Source organism: Flagellimonas ochracea (assembly GCF_009903685.1).
Classification (GTDB): Bacteria; Bacteroidota; Bacteroidia; order Flavobacteriales; family Flavobacteriaceae; genus Flagellimonas; species Flagellimonas ochracea.
The window spans coordinates 367,315-388,637 of record NZ_JAAABI010000002.1 but is presented as its reverse complement, the minus strand read 5'-3'; the positions used below and the strand labels follow the sequence as shown (position 1 = coordinate 388,637).

18 protein-coding genes are annotated in these 21,323 nt (G+C 41.0%); 13 read left to right on the top strand and 5 right to left on the bottom strand.

Features of this window, described 5'->3' with window-relative positions; all coding sequences use genetic code 11:
* Positions 1 to 33 precede the first annotated feature (33 nt).
* On the bottom strand, positions 34 to 2,454 hold the full coding sequence (locus GTQ34_RS07280) for a TonB-dependent receptor (protein WP_166523115.1): 2,421 nt from the start codon (positions 2,452 to 2,454) through the stop codon (positions 34 to 36).
* Between the two features lie 152 nt (positions 2,455 to 2,606).
* Here GTQ34_RS07280 and lepA point away from each other — a divergent pair, with 152 nt between their 5' ends.
* On the top strand, positions 2,607 to 4,403 hold the full coding sequence (gene lepA, locus GTQ34_RS07275; RefSeq protein WP_166523114.1) for a translation elongation factor 4: 1,797 nt from the start codon (positions 2,607 to 2,609) through the stop codon (positions 4,401 to 4,403).
* A gap of 40 nt (positions 4,404 to 4,443) precedes the next feature.
* Here the strand turns inward: lepA and GTQ34_RS07270 are convergent, their stop codons facing one another.
* Both GTQ34_RS07270 and GTQ34_RS07265 read right to left on the bottom strand, forming a co-directional pair.
* On the bottom strand, positions 4,444 to 4,695 hold the full coding sequence (locus tag GTQ34_RS07270; RefSeq protein ID WP_166523113.1) for a hypothetical protein: 252 nt from the start codon (positions 4,693 to 4,695) through the stop codon (positions 4,444 to 4,446).
* Between the two features lie 511 nt (positions 4,696 to 5,206).
* A complete protein-coding gene (locus GTQ34_RS07265; protein WP_166523112.1) occupies positions 5,207 to 7,045 on the bottom strand; it encodes a cation:proton antiporter in 1,839 nt (612 codons plus the stop codon).
* Positions 7,046 to 7,278: 233 nt separating this feature from the next.
* Between GTQ34_RS07265 and GTQ34_RS07260 the strand changes: the two genes are divergently transcribed.
* From GTQ34_RS07260 to GTQ34_RS07205, 12 genes are all read left to right on the top strand, one after another.
* Positions 7,279 to 8,142 (top strand): MBL fold metallo-hydrolase, encoded by an 864-nt coding sequence (locus GTQ34_RS07260; RefSeq protein ID WP_166523111.1) that lies wholly within the window; start codon positions 7,279 to 7,281, stop codon positions 8,140 to 8,142.
* Positions 8,143 to 8,169: 27 nt separating this feature from the next.
* On the top strand, positions 8,170 to 9,819 hold the full coding sequence (locus GTQ34_RS07255; RefSeq protein WP_166523110.1) for a S8 family peptidase: 1,650 nt from the start codon (positions 8,170 to 8,172) through the stop codon (positions 9,817 to 9,819).
* A gap of 1 nt (position 9,820) precedes the next feature.
* Positions 9,821 to 11,674, top strand: a complete 1,854-nt coding sequence (locus GTQ34_RS07250; RefSeq protein ID WP_166523109.1) for a M1 family metallopeptidase — start codon at positions 9,821 to 9,823, stop codon at positions 11,672 to 11,674.
* A gap of 191 nt (positions 11,675 to 11,865) precedes the next feature.
* Positions 11,866 to 12,675, top strand: coding sequence for a ribonuclease P protein component (locus GTQ34_RS16935; protein WP_166523108.1), 810 nt, complete (start codon positions 11,866 to 11,868; stop codon positions 12,673 to 12,675).
* On the top strand, positions 12,659 to 14,284 hold the full coding sequence (locus GTQ34_RS07240; protein WP_166523107.1) for a S41 family peptidase: 1,626 nt from the start codon (positions 12,659 to 12,661) through the stop codon (positions 14,282 to 14,284). Before GTQ34_RS16935 ends, GTQ34_RS07240 begins: the two co-directional genes overlap by 17 nt.
* Before the next feature lie 3 nt (positions 14,285 to 14,287).
* A complete protein-coding gene (locus GTQ34_RS07235) occupies positions 14,288 to 15,484 on the top strand; it encodes a hypothetical protein (protein WP_166523106.1) in 1,197 nt (398 codons plus the stop codon).
* Positions 15,485 to 15,623: 139 nt separating this feature from the next.
* Complete coding sequence (locus GTQ34_RS07230) at positions 15,624 to 16,574, top strand: DUF2157 domain-containing protein (protein ID WP_166523105.1); 951 nt, start codon at positions 15,624 to 15,626, stop codon at positions 16,572 to 16,574.
* Complete coding sequence (locus GTQ34_RS07225) at positions 16,562 to 17,377, top strand: DUF4401 domain-containing protein (RefSeq protein ID WP_166523104.1); 816 nt, start codon at positions 16,562 to 16,564, stop codon at positions 17,375 to 17,377. The genes GTQ34_RS07230 and GTQ34_RS07225 overlap by 13 nt, the downstream gene beginning before the upstream one ends.
* A 14-nt stretch (positions 17,378 to 17,391) precedes the next feature.
* Positions 17,392 to 17,628 carry a DUF4401 domain-containing protein gene (locus GTQ34_RS17000; RefSeq protein ID WP_417936263.1) on the top strand — a complete coding sequence of 79 codons (237 nt, stop codon included), beginning with the start codon at positions 17,392 to 17,394 and terminating at the stop codon, positions 17,626 to 17,628.
* Positions 17,625 to 18,113 carry a GDYXXLXY domain-containing protein gene (locus GTQ34_RS07215; protein ID WP_166523103.1) on the top strand — a complete coding sequence of 163 codons (489 nt, stop codon included), beginning with the start codon at positions 17,625 to 17,627 and terminating at the stop codon, positions 18,111 to 18,113. Before GTQ34_RS17000 ends, GTQ34_RS07215 begins: the two co-directional genes overlap by 4 nt.
* Positions 18,114 to 18,127: 14 nt before the next feature.
* Positions 18,128 to 19,369, top strand: coding sequence for a DNA (cytosine-5-)-methyltransferase (gene dcm / locus GTQ34_RS07210; protein ID WP_166523102.1), 1,242 nt, complete (start codon positions 18,128 to 18,130; stop codon positions 19,367 to 19,369).
* A complete protein-coding gene (locus GTQ34_RS07205) occupies positions 19,353 to 19,964 on the top strand; it encodes a hypothetical protein (protein WP_166523101.1) in 612 nt (203 codons plus the stop codon). Before dcm ends, GTQ34_RS07205 begins: the two co-directional genes overlap by 17 nt.
* Here the strand turns inward: GTQ34_RS07205 and GTQ34_RS07200 are convergent, their stop codons facing one another.
* Complete coding sequence (locus tag GTQ34_RS07200; RefSeq protein ID WP_166523100.1) at positions 19,965 to 20,405, bottom strand: GNAT family N-acetyltransferase; 441 nt, start codon at positions 20,403 to 20,405, stop codon at positions 19,965 to 19,967.
* Entirely contained in the window at positions 20,405 to 21,322 is a 918-nt protein-coding gene (locus GTQ34_RS07195) for a cation diffusion facilitator family transporter (RefSeq protein ID WP_166523099.1), read from the bottom strand. Before GTQ34_RS07195 ends, GTQ34_RS07200 begins: the two co-directional genes overlap by 1 nt.
* Position 21,323: the final 1 nt, after the last annotated feature.

Here is a 21,323-nt window from a genome sequence, read left to right as displayed (position 1 = left end):
TGCAAAAATACAAAATAGGCGTAAAACAATTTTTTATTCCTCTTTATTGAGTCTATCACGTTCATTTTTATCAATGGCCCGTTGATTGTCTTCGAGCCTAAAGTTCCCGAAGTTATAAGTAAAGCCAAATCGGATAAACTGGGTTTCGGGCCGTCTTCTATAAAAATTATCCTGATTTAGATACTTAGAGGTATAGGTGGGGACATATTGCTCCAAAATATCCTCTGCCGCCAAGGAAACTACCATTCGATTGTTAAAGAGTGACTTTCTAAGGCCAAGGGTAAGGTTTAGTTGTTCATCCGAAACATAGGAGCCGAACAGAAATTGCGAAATATAGGTCAGTGCAAGTTCGCCCGTAAAAGTGCCATCTTTGGAAAGCGTAAGGTAATTGGCCAAATAACCGTACACCCCGTTGACTTCATTGGTAAATTCCTGATTGTTGCTTTGAACCGCCAGAAAAGTCTCTTCTTCATGAAAAAATGAGGTGTAGGCATATAAAAACCAAGATGGTGAAATAGCTTTGCTAATGGTGAAATCCAAGCCATAGGATTTGCTTTCCAGCACATTTTGTTTCAACTCTACCAGGGTTTGGTTGTCATTGTCTTGAAATACTAAATCAGCAATGTTGCGGCCATTGTCCCGATAATACACATCAAAAAAATACTCGCTGTTCAGTGTATAGTTCAAATTGAAGTTATGACTGAAGCTAGGAAAAAGTCTTGGATTTCCTTCTTCAAAATCATTTTCGTTGAAAAAGAACCGAAACGGATTCAGGTCGTTGTATTTCGGTCGGTCCACATTTCTTCCATAATCAAAAGAAAAGCTGTGCTTGTCGGAAGGCGAATAAAGCAAGTACAGGGACGGAAACGGTTCGAAAAAATCTTGGGTATTCGTTTGATTAAGGGTCAATGAAGTTCCATCGGCATCCGTCAACTCGCCCCTTAGTCCTAATTTAACAGACCACTTTTCCCAATTCTTTACAATGCTGAAATAGGCTGCAAACACGTTTTCCGTATAATTGAATCTATCAGATAGCGAGGCATCCACCGTGTTGCTCGAGCCGGCAAAATTGAAAAAATCCACTCGACTATCCGAGTTTATAGAGGATACTTTTGCGCCTGTTTCAAGAGATGCATTGCCAATTGGGGTGGAATAATCTACCTGCCCAGTAAAAATTTCTATATCCTGTTGTGAATCCGAATTAAAACCAAAGCTGCGAAGAAAATCGCCATTAGCAGCAAAATAATTCGAGTTCAAATCTTGAAAGGATTCACCATTATAGTAGGTGTAATGTCCATTGACCGCTATGCTCGCCCCAGGTTTTTTGAGCTTGTGCACATAAGATAAGTCAAAAGCCAGATTGGTATTGTCCATGTCCGTATTGTTCAGCGTGGTAAAAGTTGAGTCCAACTGATTTTGACCGTTGTTGATTGCATTGTTCAATCTGGTTTGCTGCTCTTGGTCCAAATTGAAGATTAGGTTCGAAGTAAAGTTTAGGCTATTGTGATCATCAAAGTCATAATCCAATATAAAATTGACGTTTTGCGATTGGGATCTGTTTGTTCGGTTATACTCTGTGTCCCATATGGAAAATACTTGACCATTATCCTCTTGAAAGTTGATTCCCTTATCGGTTTTTTGCAATTCCTTTTTTGGGTTGATGTTGTAATTGGCAAACAGATTAAGCTTTTCTGTTTTGTAGTAGTGGCTGGTACCTATATTGTATTTCGGAAAGACGGCCTGTGTATAAGCACCATTTACACTTCCCTTATATCCGGGAACAATGTTTTTGCTGGTAACAATATTGAGAATCGGGCCTCCTTCGGCATCATAGCGGGCAGGAGGGTTCGCAATGACTTCAACAGATTTGATGTTGGTTCCGGAAAGGCCTTGGAGCAAATCCTGCACTTCCTGTCCCGACAATTGGATTTTTCGGTCGTTTAGATATACTGTGGCATTTTCTCCGCGAATCAATAGTTCGTCTTGATTAACAATGACCCCTGGAGTGTTTTTGAGTATATCCCACGAAGTTCCTTGGGATACCACAGTATTTTCAACTGAAAAGACCAGTCTGTCCGCTAATTTTTGCAACTTAGGACGCTGTGCAGTGACCACTACCTCATCCAATTCATTATGTTGCACTGGGATAATCAATGCGCCCAAGGCAATATCCTCAGAAATGTCCAGTGCCAATGGCTTAGAGCCACGACCCACATAACTTGCTTGTAAAAGATAAAGACCCGTTTGCACCCCCCGCAATAAAAACAGGCCATTGTCATCTGCCGAAGTTCCTTGTACGAACGTAGTGTCCGATGCCCGTAATAACAATATGTTGGCAAAAGGTATAACCTCGTTCTTCTCATCGACCACCTTTCCCTTAATTTGGTGGGTCTGCCCAACAAAATAACTGGAACATAGCAATGCCATTAACAGTACATAGGTGCTGCGCTTCATTTATAGATGGGGTTAGCACCCAAATCTAAGAAAATATTTTAGAGCGGTAGGAATGCCCCTTCTCATTATTGGATAAAACGCATTTTTCAGGTGCCTAAAACATCTATATTTGCAGTGGTTTATAAACCAACTATTGCTTAGCAATATTTTATATGAAGAACATCCGAAATTTTTGCATAATAGCCCATATAGACCATGGTAAGAGCACCTTGGCAGATCGTTTGTTGGACTTTACTGGTTCTGTGACCGAAAGGGAGAAACAGGACCAACTGTTGGACAATATGGATTTGGAACGTGAGCGTGGTATTACCATTAAAAGCCACGCCATACAAATGGAATATGTTCACGATGGCGAACACTACGTTCTTAATTTAATTGATACTCCAGGTCATGTGGATTTCTCCTATGAGGTCTCCCGCTCGATCGCGGCTTGCGAAGGAGCCCTTTTGGTTGTGGACGCCGCACAAAGCATTCAGGCCCAGACCATTTCCAACTTATATCTGGCACTCGAAAATGATCTGGAAATTATTCCTGTGCTGAACAAAGTAGATTTACCCAGTGCCAATCCAGAAGAAGTTACCGATGACATCGTGGACCTTTTGGGATGCAGATCCGAAGAGGTTATACCAGCAAGTGCCAAAACAGGTCTCGGTGTTGAAGACATTCTGACGGCAATTATAGAACGCATTCCAGCTCCTAAGGGAAACCCCAACGAACCACTACAGGCATTGGTGTTCGACTCTGTGTATAACCCATTTAGAGGTGTGGAGACCTATTTTAGGGTAATCAATGGAGAAATCAAAAAAGGACAAAAAATCAAGTTTGTGGCCACAGGCAAATCATATGATGCTGATGAAGTGGGCACTTTGAAATTGGTCCAGGTTCCTAAAAACAAGATTTCAGCAGGGGATGTAGGTTATCTGATAACGGGAATAAAGGATGCACGCGAAGTTAAGGTAGGTGATACTATTACCGATGCGGCAAAACCTACACAAAATGCCATTGCAGGCTTTGAAGATGTAAAGCCGATGGTTTTTGCGGGAATTTACCCTGTGGACACGGAGGATTTTGAAGAATTGCGCTCGTCCATGGAGAAACTACAACTCAATGACGCATCGTTGGTTTTTACTCCCGAAAGCAGTGCTGCTTTAGGATTTGGTTTTAGGTGTGGGTTCTTGGGAATGCTCCACATGGAAATTATACAGGAACGTTTGGAGCGGGAGTTTGATATGACCGTAATTACTACGGTTCCCAATGTTAGCTATCACGCTTACTCCACAAAGGACGAGGAAACCCCAATTATTGTGAATAACCCCTCCGACCTGCCAGACCCTTCCACTCTATCCAGGGTTGAAGAACCCTATATAAAGGCCACCATTATTACCAAATCCGATTTTGTCGGGAATGTAATGTCCCTTTGTATTGAAAAAAGAGGGCAAATTGTAAACCAAACGTATTTGACCACAGAGCGCGTAGAGCTTATTTTTGATATGCCCTTAGCTGAAATCGTTTTTGATTTCTACGACCGATTGAAAACCGTGTCCAAAGGTTACGCCTCTTTCGACTATACCCCCATAGGAATGCGCGTGTCCAAATTGGTACGCGTGGATATCCTCTTAAATGCCCAGCCTGTTGACGCTTTATCTGCATTGGTTCATTTTGATAATGCCCAAACTCTGGGCAAAAAAATGTGTGAAAAACTTAAAGAGCTTATTCCAAGACAACAATTTGATATCCCGATACAAGCGGCCATTGGTTCTAAAATTATCTCAAGGGAAACCATCAAAGCGTTGCGCAAGGATGTTACTGCCAAATGTTACGGTGGTGATATTTCCCGAAAACGGAAGCTTTTGGAAAAACAGAAAAAGGGTAAAAAGCGCATGAGACAGGTCGGTAATGTGGAAATTCCACAACAGGCCTTTATGGCCGTTTTAAAGCTGAATGACTAGGAAGTGTGACCCTTCCATTTTTTAGCCGACCTTTTTTCTCTTAAAATGTCAACTCCCCGTCTATTTCACAAGCTAGTTCTACCACTTGTTTAGGCGTAAATCCCTCTAGTTCCCCTTCGGTAATGGTTGTTGTTTCATCACCAACTCGAGAAGAATATGTCCCATCTCCGTTATCGCAAATTTCGTATTTTGTTCCAGAAGCACCTGTACATGAATCACACTTCTTATCATCTTTGGAGCACGCCATTACAAATAGCGACGCAGCTAGAGTGCAATAAATCAGTTTTTTCATAATAAAAAGTTTTAGTGTTTATTGGGAAAAATATATAGTGTCCTACAAATAAATTGAGGCCGATTGATCTATGGCGCAAATGAATTGACCGCTCATAAAAAGGTTTGGTTTGGTTTACTTCTTGTGAATGATTTGGCCGCTTGAACACATTTCCTCTTTCATTTCGTCAAACGTTAATCCCATGGAATCCAATTCCTCTAATGAATACCTTATGGACTCCCCACCAGATGACAAATCAATTGTTCCATCTCCGTTATCACAAAAGCTAACTCTTTGATCTTGAATCCTACATGAATCACAAGAATTGTTTTCCTCTTTTGAACATCCTTTGCACAGCATTGACAACAATACTGTTGCCAATACCATTAAATTTCTCATTTTGCCAATTCATTTAAAGCAAAAGTAAGTTTGTGACAAGGCCAGTAGCTGCCACAATTGACGTATGCACCAATTGAGTTGATGGATTATAGGATATTTGGGGTGTCTCGATGAGATGTGAGACCGACCACAACTAAGAGTTTTCTTTTTCTATTTCGAATTGTTTTCCCAAATACACGAGCTTGTACCCTTCCCCCTGAGGTTCAAAATCCTTGCTGTTTGCCGGAATTATTTCAATGCTGCCATCAGGAGATTTAGTAAACACCGGAATGATATCCTTTTCTTTTTGGGTGATGTCTATCAAGCCATCATAGTGAGCTTTGTCAACAAGGTCAATTTCCCGAATGGTTGGATAGCTTCTAACAGTTTCCATCAACCTGATGAAGTCATCGGTATGCGAAAATAAACCTTCCTTGGGATTCTTTTTGGGATCCCTTACCTCCTCGGTATTGACCAATCGGAACGCTCCGTTTTCCCCAAATTGCTTTTGAAACTTATCAATCGCATAGCTGTTTATGTCTGCATTCCCAGTAAGCGCCATTAGATAGCCCATATCGTTCAACTCAATATTGTCCGTGAGGTTATCGGAAAAAATATCTGCAGTAATGGCCTCCAATCCCAAATTTTTGGCCTTGTCCACATTGCTTTGGTTATTGTCTATCAACACCACGTGCCGATTGTTATTTTTAAGATAATTGGCAATCAATCGGGAAAGTCTGGACGCCCCTATAATCAAAATTCCTTCCGATTTCTTCAAGAATACCCCCACCAACTTGGCAAACAGCCGCGCCGTGGTCGCATTCAATAAAACGGTCCCCAACACAATCATGAACACCAGTGGTGTGATATACTCAGCACCGGGCTCGCCCTTGGCCAACAATTTGGAACCAAACAGGGAGGCAATACCTGCGGCAACTATACCCCGGGGACCCACCCATCCGATAAAAAGCTTTTCCCTAAGCTTTAAGTTGGAGCCCTGGGCGCTCAAGAAGACACCTAGAGGCCGTATAACGAAAACAATCACCGCAAAAAGAGCGGCGGAATTCCAAGTATATACCAACTGCATATCACTTATGCTGATATTAGCCGCCAAAAGGATAAAGAGTATGGAAATGAGCAACACACTCAAAGATTCCTTAAAATATAACAGTTCTTTGAGGTTGGGCAGGTTCATGTTCCCCATCACCATTCCCATCACCACTACGGCCAAAAGCCCAGATTCGTGGGCAAAAATGTCGGATTCCACAAAAACGAGCAAAACCACGGATAGTGATACCACATTCAACAGGTAGTGCGGTATAAATCCTTTTTTAATCGCAAAACCAAGTGCATGGGCAAAAGTGAATCCGAAAGTGGTTCCAAAAAGTAAAATCTTTCCAAACTCTATCAATGCCGTTTTGGTGAATGCCTGTCCCTCTCCTACGCTGATAAATTCAAAAACCAAAACCGCAACCAGTGCCCCAATTGGGTCTATTAAAATCCCCTCCCATTTCAGTACAGCAGAAACATCTTTCTTTAAAGGAATGTTTCTCAATATTGGTGTAATCACCGTAGGTCCAGTAACGATAATAAGTGCCGAAAAAAGGAAAGACATTTGCCAGCTAAGGTCAAATATATAATGTGCGGCCATTCCTGCACCAAAGAAGGTAACCACGGTCCCAACAGTGATGAGTTTTGTGATTACAGGCCCCACGTTGGCAATTTCCGCCCTTTTTAAAGTCAGTCCTCCTTCAAAAAGGATAATGCTGATGGCCAAAGAGACAAAATAGTAAAGCCCGTCACCTGGGAACAGTCCCTTTTCCCCGTTCCAGATGGGTTCTATTAGTTTGGAGCCATCCTCGGTATACAAAGTAGCTATAGGTCCCACCAAAAGCCCAATCAAAATAAGGGGTAAGATGGCCGGTAATTTAAATCGCCAAGCCACCCATTGCGCAATTATTCCAAGAATTATAATTCCCGCAAGTTCCAGCATCTTTTTAGTTTTTTTGAAATTTACAGTTTTTCTTTTAGAATTTTGGTACATATAGCACATTGAGGTTTGGTATACTCCATATTCGATGATTTTTGGTGTTGAGTTAGTGCTGGGCAAAAATTGACATCAAAGATTATTGGTGATTCTTTTTTGTTAAAATAGCATCAATAAAAGCCTATTTTTTAATCATTTGCGTCGGGCTTTTCTTATTTTGCATGCCATTTACTTTCTAAATGACTATTTATCCTGTTGAGACCGGTAATTTTAAGTTGGATGGCGGTGCTATGTTCGGGGTGGTCCCAAAAGTGCTTTGGAACAAGACCAATCCCGCCGACGCCAATAACATGATCGACCTTGCTGCAAGATGCCTTTTGGTGGAAAATGGCGAAAAGCTTATTTTGATCGACAATGGTTTGGGAAACAAACAATCGGAGAAGTTTTTCAGCTATTATTATTTGTGGGGCGACCATTCTTTGGACGGCTCCCTAAAAAAATTAGGGTTTCATAGGAATGATATCACCGATGTTTTTTTAACCCATCTTCATTTTGATCATTGCGGGGGAAGTGTGCAATGGAACAAAGACCGAACCGGATACGAGCCGGCCTTTAAAAATGCACGTTTTTGGACCAACAAAAATCATTGGGAATGGGCCACTATTCCGAATGCCCGTGAAAAAGCCTCTTTTTTAGAGGAAAACCTTTTGCCCATGCAGGAAAGTGGTCAGCTCAACTTTGTTGAACAGGATAAAACTTCTTTTATAGAAAAATCAGAATTGGGATTCGGCATCCATTTTGTTGATGGTCATACCGAAAAACAAATGCTTCCACACATTCACTATAAAGACAAAACCATAGTTTTTGTGGCCGATTTAGTTCCAACTGTGGGACACATACCCTTGTCTTATGTTATGGGATACGACACCCGACCTTTGTTAACCTTGGAAGAGAAGGCCAAATTTTTGAACGATGCTGCCGAGAATGATTGGCTACTGTTATTTGAACATGATGCCCACAACGAAATTTGCAGCTTGAAAAAGACCGAAAAAGGGGTTCGCCTTGATGAATTATACACTTTTAACGAAATATTTAAACCATAATAAATTACTTACTATACAATTTCCTATATGACATTTATCCGTATTCAAACATCATTTGTTACATGCTTTTTGGCCTTGTTGCTTGTTGGCTGTGGGGCAACCACATTGGTTTCGACTCCTGTAGAAAACATAGATAAAGTTCCTTTAAAGATTTCAGAGCTTTCCGAGGACCAGAAGAAAGACTGGGCGCATGCCGACCTTATTGCCGACACCGTTCCTGGGATAAGCCTAAATAGAGCATACAACGAAATCATTAAAAACAAAAAAGGAAAAACCGTTGTGGTGGCCGTTGTTGATTCAGGTATTGATTTGGAACACGAAGACCTGGATGGGGTACTTTGGACCAATAAAGATGAACAGCCAAACAACGGGAAAGATGATGATGGCAACGGATATGTGGACGATATACACGGCTATAATTTTTTGGGTGAATCCTATAACGAACAACTGGAATATGTCCGCATGCTGCGCTTGGGCATAGGCGACTCCGCTGAAAGGGCAAAAGCACGTCTAAAGTTGGATGAAGAATATCCTTCTGCGCTGCAAAACAAACAACAGTACGAACAAATTCTCCAGGTTGTGAAAAATGCAGATGAGGCCGTTAAAAAAGAATTGGGAAAAGACACCTATACCAAAAAGGATTTGGTGGGCATTGAGGCTAAAACGGAACAAATGCAGCAACATGTTGCTGTGCTGACCCAGATGTTTGCCTATGGTGATGACATCCCATCCGTTTTGGAAGAATTGACCGATGGAATCGACTATTTTACAGATCAGGTAAACTACAATCTCAACAAAGATTTTAATGGAAGGGAGCCCGTTGGAGATGATCCTTATAATTTCTCGGACCGAGATTATGGCAACGGCAACCCTAAAAACCAGGTAGATACCGAAAGCCATGGAACCCATGTGGCGGGCATTATTGCGGCAGAAAGGAACAATGGAGTCGGCATCAATGGTGTGGCCAACAACGTGAAATTGATGAGTTTGCGCGCTGTTCCCAATGGTGATGAGTACGATAAAGACATCGCTTTGGCCATCCGATATGCGGTGGACAATGGTGCAAAAATTATAAACTGCAGTTTTGGGAAATCCTTTTCACCAAATCCTAAATGGGTCTATGATGCCATTAAATATGCCGCTTTAAAAGATGTGCTGATTGTTCACGCTGCAGGCAACGATGGCAGTAATTTAGACCAACCCGAAAATCCCAACTATCCCAACGATCACATGTTCTCCGATTCGGAATTCTCGGATAATGTCATCACTGTTGGTGCATTAACCAGTAGCTATGGTTCTAAAATGGTAGCTTCTTTTTCCAATTATGGAAATCAAAATGTGGATGTTTTCGCGCCAGGCAGCGACATCTACTCGACCATGCCCAACAACGAATACGATTTTCAGGGCGGCACCTCAATGGCGGCTCCGGCCGTTGCTGGCATCGCCGCTCTAATTCGATCACACTATCCAAAACTTAAGGCTTCCCAAGTCAAACAGGTTCTGATGCAATCAGGATTACGCTCAAAAGCATCGGTAATTGTATCGGGAGATGCGTCCCAAGCAACCACGTTCAATCAAATATCAAAATCAGGGAAAATGGTCAATGCCTACAATGCGTTGCTATTGGCCGAGAGTATTTCCAAAGGCAAATTAACCCTAAACAGCAATGCAAAGTAATATGAAAAAAATAATAGTATTTCTAATGACAATTTGTTCTGGGATATTTTTTGCAACATCGCAAAACAATTCCAGCTATTGGCAACAGCATGTAGATTATACCATGGATGTGGTAATGGATGTTAAGACTTTTCAATATTCAGGAACACAAAAATTGGTCTATACCAACAATTCTCCAGATGAACTGAAACGTGTGTATTATCACCTCTATTTCAATGCTTTTCAGCCAGGTAGTGATATGGATGTGAGGCTTCAAAATGTCAAAGACCCCGATAAAAGGATGATGGAAGATGGGAAAAGTAGGATTGCCTCCCTTTCAGAAAGTGAAATGGGCTATATACATGCTACTTCCCTTACACAAGATGGACAGCCGGTTGCCTTCCATGAGGAAGGTACTATTTTGGTGGTCGATTTGGCCAGCCCCATTCCTTCTGGGGGAAAGACCACCTTAGACATGAAATTTGAAGGACAAGTGCCACTACAAATCCGGAGGTCTGGAAGAAACAATGCAGAAGGTATTGCGCTTTCCATGAGTCAATGGTATCCAAAGCTTTCAGAATATGATTATGAGGGGTGGCATCCCAATCCCTACATTGCCCGAGAGTTTCATGGGGTGTGGGGAGATTTTGATGTAAAGCTCACCTTAGATAAGGATTACACCGTGGGAGGGACCGGTTATTTGCAAAACCCCAATGAAGTAGGCCATGGATATGAGAGGCCAGGGAGCAAAGTAAAAACCAGAGGAAAGACGATTACTTGGCACTTTAAAGCTCCAAATGTGCACGATTTTATGTGGGCAGCAGACCCAGATTATATTCATGACACCGTTGAAATGGCTGATGGTCCCACATTGCATTTTTATTATAAGAACGACCCTGAAATTATTGAGAATTGGAAAAAATTACAGCCAAAAACCGAGGCCGCCATGGCGTTCTTCAACAAAAACATTGGTAAATATCCGTATGATCAATATTCTGTTGTGCAAGGCGGGGACGGTGGCATGGAATATGCCATGAGCACCCTTATTACAGGCAAAAGGACATTCTCCAGTTTGGTTGGGGTCATGGTGCACGAAATGGCCCATTCCTGGTTTCAACATGTGTTGGCCACCAATGAGTCCAAGCATGAATGGATGGACGAAGGTTTCACGTCCTTTATCAGTAGTCTTTGCATGAACGAAATTATGGAACAGAACAAGGAAAATCCTTTCGAAAACTCCTATAAAGGATATTACGCATTGGTCAACTCCGGTTTGGAAAAGCCACAGACCACCCATGCGGACCGCTATGCAACGAATTTTGCGTATGGTATCGCAGCCTATAGCAAAGGCTCCATATTTCTGTCCCAACTAGGGTATGTTATTGGGCAGGATAAATTAATGGAGGCCATAAGGAAATATTATGAAGATTTCAAATTCAAGCATCCTGTTCCTAATGATATCAAAAGAACTGCAGAAAAAGTTTCTGGTATGGAGCTAGACTGGTATTTGACTGATTGGACCCAAACCACCAACACGATAGACTATGGCATTAAAAGCGTGGAGGCAAGTGAAGACAAAACCAAAGTTGTCCTTGAGCGGATAGGAGAAATGCCCATGCCCCTAGATATTCTGATAGTAGATGCAGAGGGCAATCAGGAAACTTGTTATGTTCCCTTAAGAATGATGCGGGGTGAAAAGGAGAATCCCTATTCCAACTTGAAGCGCACTGTTTTGAAAGACTGGTCTTGGACCCACCCCACTTACGAATTCACGCTTAATGTTCCCATTGATGACGTGAAGGTTATCGTGCTCGATCCTTCCCAACTGATGGCAGATGTTAACGAGGAAAATAACGTGTACCAGTCCGATCCTTAATATTGGCTTATTTAAACAGAACATAGGGGGCGAAAATTCGTCTCCTTACGAAAGTTTTATCCTGAATTCTTTTACTCTCCGAAGGATTCTAAATCATAGTGTAATCGCCGAATTAATCTGTTTCAAGTTTTAATTTGACTAACTTGGCATTATAAGCAAATATCCCCTTAAGGGGACTTTAGGGGTGTCCAGTGAAGAACAAAATCATTCCATACAATCCCAAACTCAAAGAATTTGCAAAGCAACTAAGAAAAAACAGTACGCTTTCTGAGGTTTTGCTTTGGCAAAAACTAAAACAGCGTGCCTTGGGGGTTCAGTTTCACAGGCAAGTTCCTTTATTGGAATTTATTGTGGACTTCTATTGTTATGAACTAAAGTTGGCTATTGAAATTGACGGGATATCCCATGATTATAAATATGAAAAAGATTTGCAGCGGGAGTGTGAATTGGCCAAGGTGGGTGTACAAGTTGTTAGGTTTTCCGACAACGAAGTAAAAGACGATATGTTCCATGTATTACATGTTCTCAAGGATGTTATTTCTCAGATTAGAAAAGAGAATGACAAGCTCTTAAGTCATTCTTTAAAATCCCCAAAGTTCCCTCAAGGGGACACTGCCAAGTCTTCTTTCCCTAAAAAAGAAAAGCTTAAAAGCAGGGCCTTGTTCAAGAGGCTGTTCGACGAGGGCAAAAATATTCGTGAGTATCCCTTGAAGCTGATGTACATAAAAACCTATTTTGAAGAAGATGTTCCAATCAAAGCTGGGTTTGTAACACCCAAAAAAAAATTCAAAAGTGCCGTAAGTAGAAACCGTATCAAGCGGTTGATGCGTGAAGCATATCGTTTGAACAAACCGCTAGTTTTTAACAACATGGAGGGAAAGTTTGCGTTCTTATTTTTATATATTGGAGACCAGATGCCCAATTTTAAAGACGTTAACAAAGGCATGAAGCAAATTTTGGCCTCTTTTATAAACAAAGAATGCAATGAGAAAAATGCGTAGAAAGCACATATTAATTCCCATCTTGGCCATTGGCATATTGATTGGGGCAAGCAGTTTTAAAAGTGATTTTTTCGAGATTGCCAAGCAGATAGAAATCTTCACAACACTTTTTAAAGAGCTGAACATGAACTACGTGGATGAGACCAATCCTGCAGAGCTCATGGATTCAGCCATAAAGAATATGCTCGGTGAGCTTGACCCGTACACCCAGTTTTTGAATGAACAGGATGTTGAGGCCTACAGAATTAACAATGCGGGTGAGTACTCCGGTATTGGGGCCTTGGTGCGTTCCTACGAAAGCAAGTTGCTTATTGTGGAAACATATGAAGGATATGCAGCAGATAAGGCAGGATTAAAAGCAGGAGATGAAATCATTAAAATTGGCGATACTAAGGTTTCAGATTTTAACGATGATGCCGGTGAATTGCTCAAAGGGGCAAACAACACCCAGGTAAACGTAACCTTTGTTCGCCAGGGCGAAACGAAAACAGCCACGATCACAAGGGAAGCTGTAGAGGTCGATGCCGTGCCTTTTTATAGCATGATTGATGACAAAACAGGTTACATTGTGCTTTCCCGTTTTAACCGAAAGGCATCGAGCCAAACAAAATCTGCCTTGCAAGACCTTAAAGGAAAAGGGGCTGAAAGATTGGTGCTGGACCTTAGGGGAAACCCGGGGGGGTTGCTTTCCGAGGCAATTAATGTGACCAATTTGTTTGTGCCTAAGGGCGAACTGATTGTAACCACAAAGTCCAAGGTAAAAAAATTCAATCAGGAATATAGAACCAAAAACAAACCGGAAGACCTGGAAATACCATTGGCCGTTTTAATAGATGGCCGTAGTGCATCTGCCAGTGAAATTGTTTCTGGAGGATTGCAAGATTTAGATCGTGCCATTATAATTGGAGCCCGAAGTTTTGGAAAAGGGTTAGTGCAACGACCACTAAAACTCACCTATGGAACTCAGCTCAAGGTCACCATTTCTCGTTATTACACGCCTTCTGGGCGTTGTATTCAGTCTTTGGATTATTGGAATAGGGATACAGAGGGTAATGCGGTAAGAAATACCAATTTCAAGGAATTTACCACTAAAAATGGCCGCAAAGTCCGGGACGGTGGAGGTGTAATGCCAGACGTTGAGATTGCATCCCTTCAATCCAATACCCTTATTGATGCGTTGCAGCAAAACAACATTATTTTCGATTTTGCCACCGATTACTATTACGATCATTCTTTTGATTCAGTGGCCGATTTTTCGTTCCCTGATTCGGACTATGAGGCATTCAAGCGTTACGCCCAAGCTCAGAATTTTACTTTTCAAACCGAAACCGAAACGCTGTTGGAACAATCCATAAACACAGATGAGCATTTGCTTGGGGCAGAGGTTCAAGAAAAGTATAAAGATCTTCTTTTGGCTGTGAGCAGGGGCAAAATTTCTGCTTTGGACAACTATCAGAAAGAAATCAAAAAGAAATTAGAGGACGAAATTATCAAACGCTACTTTTATCGGGCGGGTCTTTATGATCATTATCTAACCCACGACGATGCTATTGTTTCTGCAAAATCCTTGTTGAAAGACACCTCCAAGTACCATAGTATCTTGAAATAGATTATGCGGCCTTTCTTTTTGTTGTTGTGTGCCTGTTTTGCTGTCGTAACTCTTGTTAATGCTCAATCCAATTACGAGAAAGGTAAAATAATCGACTCCATTGCCGTTTCACAAGCTCAAAATGAAACATTTTCGCTCTATCTTCCTGAATCTTTTATGAGCGAGACGCCCCAGCCCATTCTCTATATTTATGAACCAATGGGGAGGGGTACTATTGGGGTTCAGCCCTTTATAGCCGCTTCGGAAAAATATGGTTTGATTTTGGTTTGCTCAAACAATTCCAAAAACGGGCCTTACGACCAAAACTTTGCCATTGCCAACAACCTATTTAATCATGTTTTTTCCAATTTTAATATTAAAGATGATGAAATGTTTGCTGCTGGATTTTCTGGGGGATCCCGATTGGCCAGTGCCATAGCCTCTTTAACCAACAAATTTTCCGGTGTTATTGGCTGTGGGGCTGGATTTTCAGGGCTTCAGGAGCATATGCCCTCTACCCAAAACTATGCTTACGTAGGACTTTGCGGAAACAGAGATATGAACTATAGGGAAATGCTTGAAAACAAAGCATACTTAAATCTTATAAACTTCAATAGCGCGCTGATAACGTATGACGACAATCATAGTTGGCCCCCATCCGGGCAGATACTTCGTGCATTTGATTGGTTATACTTGCAACGAACCAAGAATAGCCCTCCAGTACAGATTGATGCCGTTTTGTCTTTTTATAAAACGGACTACAATCTTTTGCAACAATTTTTAGACAATAAGAAATGGCTTTTTGCTGCGGAACAGTACGAACGAATCATCAAGGATTACAAGGACCATATTCAGGTTGACAGTCTTGAGACCAAGTATCATCTGTTTAAAAATTCAAAACATTACAAAAAGTCGGTGGCGGCATTAAATCGTGCATTAAACATTGAAGAAAAATTTAGCTCCAAGTTTAGATCTAGATTCTCACAAGAATTCGAGAACTCAAATACGTTTAATTACAATTGGTGGGAAAAGGAATTGGGAAAATTGGAAGTATTGGCCGAAAAAGAAGGTGATGAAATTAAAAAAATGGCCGCCCGCGTCAAATATGACCTCTTCGCTAGGGCCTTTGTAAGAAAAAATGGAATCATGCAATCTTCAAATACAGCTCAGGTAGCCTCATTGAACCAATTACTGCAACTTGTCTATCCCAATTTTAAATGACTTTCTCTACCCTTTCAAAAATGAACTCTTTATTCTTACTTTTTAATATGATATTGATGAACTGAAATGGGCAAACCGTCAATTCCATATTAAGAATAGCACTTATTTTGGTATATTTCCGTTGGTTCTACTATAGCCTATGCCTAAAATAACCAGGGAAGACATCCAAATTATAACCAAGCACAGCAATTGGCCAGAAAATTCCGTGGCAAAAGCTTTGAAGAACCATGTCTATACTGGAAAAAAAGCCTGGCATCGTTTTATTTCCCTATTTCTGTTGGTTCTCGGCGTTTCATTTACTGTTTTGGGCATAATTTTCTTTTTTGCCTATAATTGGGATAAGCTTCATAAATTCATCAAAATTGGAATTTTGGAAGGGCTGGTAATTATTGGAGTTCTCGGGGTTCTTGTTGCCCAAAGAAAACCACTGATACAAAGGATAATTCTCACAGCAACTACTATGCTGGTGGGGGTTTTGTATGCAGTTTTTGGTCAAGTATATCAGACAGGGGCAAACGCGTATGACTTTTTCTTGGGTTGGACCCTTTTTGTAACAGTATGGGCAATCGTTTCCAATTTTCCTCCATTATGGGTAATCTACATTGCGCTGGTAAACATTACAGTTGTCCTCTATGCAGAGCAAGTGGCCAACGATTGGTCGGAAATGTATGTTTTTGCACTTCTTTTTACTATTAATGTGCTGTTTTTGGTTTTGTTTCTCTGGCTTCCAAAATTTCTGCCTTTAAAAGTTTCTCCTGTTTGGTTCACCAATGTGTTGGCTTTAACGGCTATCGCATTTAGTACCATCGGAATTATAAAAGGAATAGGCAGGGGGCAAGATGTTTTTTTTAATGTCCTACTAATAATGACACCTGTGGTTTATGGTCTAGGAATTTGGTATGGTTTGGTCATGAAAAGGGGCTTTTACCTCGCCATTGTTCCTTTTAGCATCATAATTATTATAAGTGCATTTCTTTTGAATGAATCGGATGATGCCGGCATGCTTTTAACCATTGGAGTTTTCATTGTTACGGCCGTTACCTTTTTAATACGTTTTCTCAATCAAATTCAGAAAAAATGGGCGAGTTAGAAAACAACATGCGCTTACTGCAAAAGATACGGTCGGAAGAAAACGATGATTTCAAAGTTGATGAGGATGCGGTTTTCACTGAATATCAAAAAAGACGTGACAATAAAGCGAATTTGGCCATTAAAATACTTTCCATCTTTGGTGGACTTCTAAGTTCTTTGGGGTTTCTAGGGTTTTTGATGATTTTGGGTATTTACAATTCAACTACGGGCATGTTTGTGGTGGGTTTGGGATTCATTATTGGAGCTATCATGATGACCAACCGGTTTGAGAAGCTGATTATTGACACCTTTGGTGTTTCCTGTTATATTCTGGGGTTTAGTTTATTTGTAGTTGCCTTGTTTTCGTTTGATTTCCGAGAAGACGATGTTCTGTTAATGGTAATAGTGCTTGCCCTTATAACGCTTTTCCTAGTCAAAAACTACGTGCTTTCCTTCATTTCAATGCTTACCGTTGGCGTTTGTTTTATTTTGTTGATAATTTCAAATGATGTTTATGAGGTCATTCATGTTTATACTGTGCTATACGCAGTGGGTCTCACCTTTTTTGTTTTAGAGGAGGGATCACTAATGGCCTTTGCCCCAAGAATGCTGCAACTTTATGACCCCCTGCGTATTGGTTTTATTTTTTCATTTTTATTTGGGCTTCTTGCCCTTGGCAAAGAAGGACTTATTCCGGTTTACAATGGCACCTTGTGGATTTCTTCCTTGGTAATTATCTTACTGACACTCTATATGATTAGGAGTGTATTGTTGGATTTTGGGGAAACCCAAAAAAAAGGCAATATTGGATTCTTTTTCTGAGTTTTATTTCACTAGTGCCAACTCTTTTTGCGCCTGGTATTTCCGGATCGCTTTTAATTGTATTGTTGTGTTTTAAGGTGAATTACAAGACAGGGTTTATCATTGGAATCATTTCCTTGATCTATTCCATTGGTCAATACTATTATGATCTTAGTTTCACCTTGTTGACCAAATCCATTATCCTGTTTTTGTCAGGTGTGTTACTTCTTGTTTTCTATATGGTTTTCAACAAAAAGCTTGGTTCCAAATGAAAAAGTATAGCCTAATTCTTATTGTTGTAAACCTTATTTTTTTCTTGGGGTTGTTTAATTATTCCATAACAGAAAAAGAGCGCCTTCTATCCAATGGAAAGTTGGTGTTATTGGAATTGGCCCCGGTCGACCCTCGATCCTTAATGCAGGGGGATTATATGAATTTGCGATATGCCATCTCAGAAGATATTTATACAGACAGCGTTGCAAAACGTGGTTTTTTGGTCGTAACGTTGGATTCTCTTGGTATCGGAAAAAAGGTGCGCCTTCAAGAAGATGTATTGCCCAAAGACAATAATCAGTTGGTCATTGAATACACTTCAAAAGCTTATGTTGGCATCAACATTGGAGCAGAATTCTACTTCTTTCAAGAAACCGAAGCTGAAAAATATGAGTCCGCCAAATACGGGGGGATTAAAGTGGACGATGAGGGAAACAGTATTTTGGTCGGCCTGTACGATGCTGACGAAAACAAGATAGAATAATCCTATTTTTGGATATGCAACAACTTGAGGTCTGTGAACTTTTTGCCGGTGTGGGTGGATTTCGTTTGGGATTGGAAAAAACGGGGCGTTATAACATTGTGTGGAGCAATCAATGGGAGCCTTCCACCAAAACCCAGCATGCTTCCATGGTTTATGAAGCCCGTTTTGGCGCAAAAAATCATTCGAACGCCAATATTGAAGATGTTCCAACCTCTGAAATTCCGGACCACGACATTTTGGTGGGTGGATTTCCTTGTCAAGACTATTCTGTAGCCACCACCCTTAAAAACTCTAAAGGATTAATCGGCAAAAAAGGTGTTTTATGGTGGTCCATTCACCGTATCCTCTCAGAGAAAAAGAACAAACCCAAATACCTTTTTTTGGAAAATGTAGATCGGTTATTGAAGTCCCCTTCCACACAAAGGGGCCGGGATTTTGCCGTAATGCTACGCAGTTTGTCAAACCTAGGCTATGCTGTGGAGTGGCGTGTGATTAATGCTGCCGAATATGGTATGCCCCAACGCCGAAGACGTGTTTTTTTTCTGGCCTATCACAAATCAACAGCTATTTTTGAAGCCTTACAAGATTCCAATCCTTCAGATTGGGTGTTAAGCGATGGCACCATCGCTTCTACATTTCCTGTAGAACACCATAAAAAGGTTTTTCATTCCCTTGAACTTGAAGAAGATTTGGCTTCATTGTCCGAACATTTTAATGCTGAAAAGGGACCTTCACCCTTTCTAAATTCTGGAGTTTGCGTTGAAGGTCGAGTGGTCACTTTAAAAACCAAGCCTGTTTATGATGGTCCTAGGGCTGTGCTTGGGGATGTGTTGGAAAATGGCTCTGCGGACCCTTCCCTTTTCATTCACGAGGAAAGCTTGCCCAAGTGGGAATATCTAAAGGGTTCCAAAAAAGAAATACGCAAGACCAAAGCAGGTTTTGAATACAAGTATAGCGAAGGAAGCATGATGTTTCCTGATGCGATAAATCAACCTTCCAGAACCATTATTACCGGAGAGGGCGGAAAGTCCCCCTCGCGGTTCAAGCACGTAGTCCAAACCTCCAAGGGGCCGCGAAGACTTTCACCAGTAGAATTGGAACGGTTGAATATGTTTCCGGATAACCACACTTTTTTGGAGGGAATCTCTGATACTAAACGGGCATTTTTTATGGGAAATGCATTAGTGGTCGGTATTGTGGAAAAGATAGGCGCGGCCCTGTTCCACAAAATAGACCAAGTTGAAAAGCAGTTTTAAAGAGGATTTGTCCAAAGAAAAACAATTGGCCCCTTTATTGGATTCTTATTACAAAAAGCATTTGAAGCAGTATTGTTTTGAGCGTGTTTCCAATCTAAAAGAACAACTGTCGGGCATAGACCTTATTATGCGTAAAAGGAATACTGATAGCATATACTACGTTGATGAAAAAGCACAGCTGGACTATGTGAACGAACGCTTGCCCACCTTTGCATTTGAACTGTGCTATAACAAGAGGGGTGCTAAAAAACAGGGGTGGCTTTTCGATACTTCAAAAAAGACGCACTTTTATGCTTTGGTGACCAGCATCTTTGTTGATGAAGAAAATGTTTTCACCTCTTGTAATATCACTTTTGTGAATCGGAAAAAGCTAATCCGACACTTGGACGATTTGGCGTTAACTGAAGATGTTCTGGGAAGAATTGTCCTTGGTCACCAAGATTCATCCCATGGAAAGGTTGAATTGAAGCAACTCCATCCCAAAAGGGAAGGTTATCTCTTCTTTTCAACAAAAAATAAGGCAGAAAAACCTATCAATTTGATTTTAAAACTGGACTACTTGATTGAAATCGGAGTTGCTAAAAGATTGGTTTAATCATTCTTTGAGCATCCTTACATGTGGAATGCCATCTTCCAAGTATTCTTCACCAGTTGGTGTAAAGCCCAGGTCCGAATAAAATTTTACCAAATAAGTCTGGGCCGATATTTCGATGGCCGGTTTGTGAAATTTTTCTTCAACTGCGGCCAAGGAGGCGAGCATAATTTGCTTTCCATAACCAAATTTTCGTTGGTCCTGGTCCACCACTACCCTGCCAATGCTTACGTTTTCAAAATAATCCCCAGGTCCAAACACTCGGGTATAGGCTACAAGCTCACCGTCTTTTATACCCATTACATGCAGTGCTTTTTGGTCTTTGCCGTCCAAATCTTGGTACGCACAATCCTGTTCCACTACAAAAACTGCGCTACGCAGTCGCATGATCTGGTACAATTCTTTGGTGGTAAGTTCATCAAATGTTTTGACCTGTATTTGCATCAGTCCTGTACGATTACGTTTTTGGAATCGCATTTGTCAAACTCTGGCTGAATATTGACGTGGTTGATGCCATGCTTGTGGTATACGTGCTCCTCTATTCGTTCCAAAATAACATCGAATTCTGAAAGTTTGATGTCTTCTTTAAAGTCGATATGGGCCTCCATGTGCACTTCTTCTTCATTGAGTTGCCATATATGCACATGATGTACGTTTTTAACGGGTTCTAAGGTGCAAATGGATTCCACAATTTCTTGGACAACGATAGATCTTGGTGTAAAAAGCATCAATACCTTTGTAGATTCTTTTAACAAATCATACCCCATATAAATAAGATAGAGACCAATAAGCATGGTCAAAACGGCATCTACCCAATAAACTTGATAGAACTTCATCAACAATCCCCCGACCAGCACCGCTACCGAGGCCATCATATCCGTTAATAAATGCAGATATGCTGATTTCATGTTCATGTTTTCCTTGGAATCTTTTTTAAGCAACAATACACTGAAACCATTGGCCACAACACCCAACAAGGACAGCCAAATCACCAGGTTGGATTCAATCTCTTGGGGCTCCAACAAGCGCTTCACCGCCTCCTTCATCAATATTATCGCTACCACCATCAAGGTTGCCGCATTGACAAAGGCGGCCATGATTTCGGCGCGTTTATAACCAAAGGTTTTTAAACTGGACGCTCTTTTCTTACCCAAACGTGCTGCTGCATAACTAATAATCAGTGAAATAACATCACTAAAGTTGTGAAGCGCATCGGACAATAATGCTAAACTCCCTGAAATGATTCCACCAATTACCTGGGAAACGGTTATGGCAATATTCAAAAGAATGGAAATGAGAAGATTCCTTCCCTTTAAATCATTATGGGTATGTGAATGAGCATGATGGTGATGGTGGCCCATA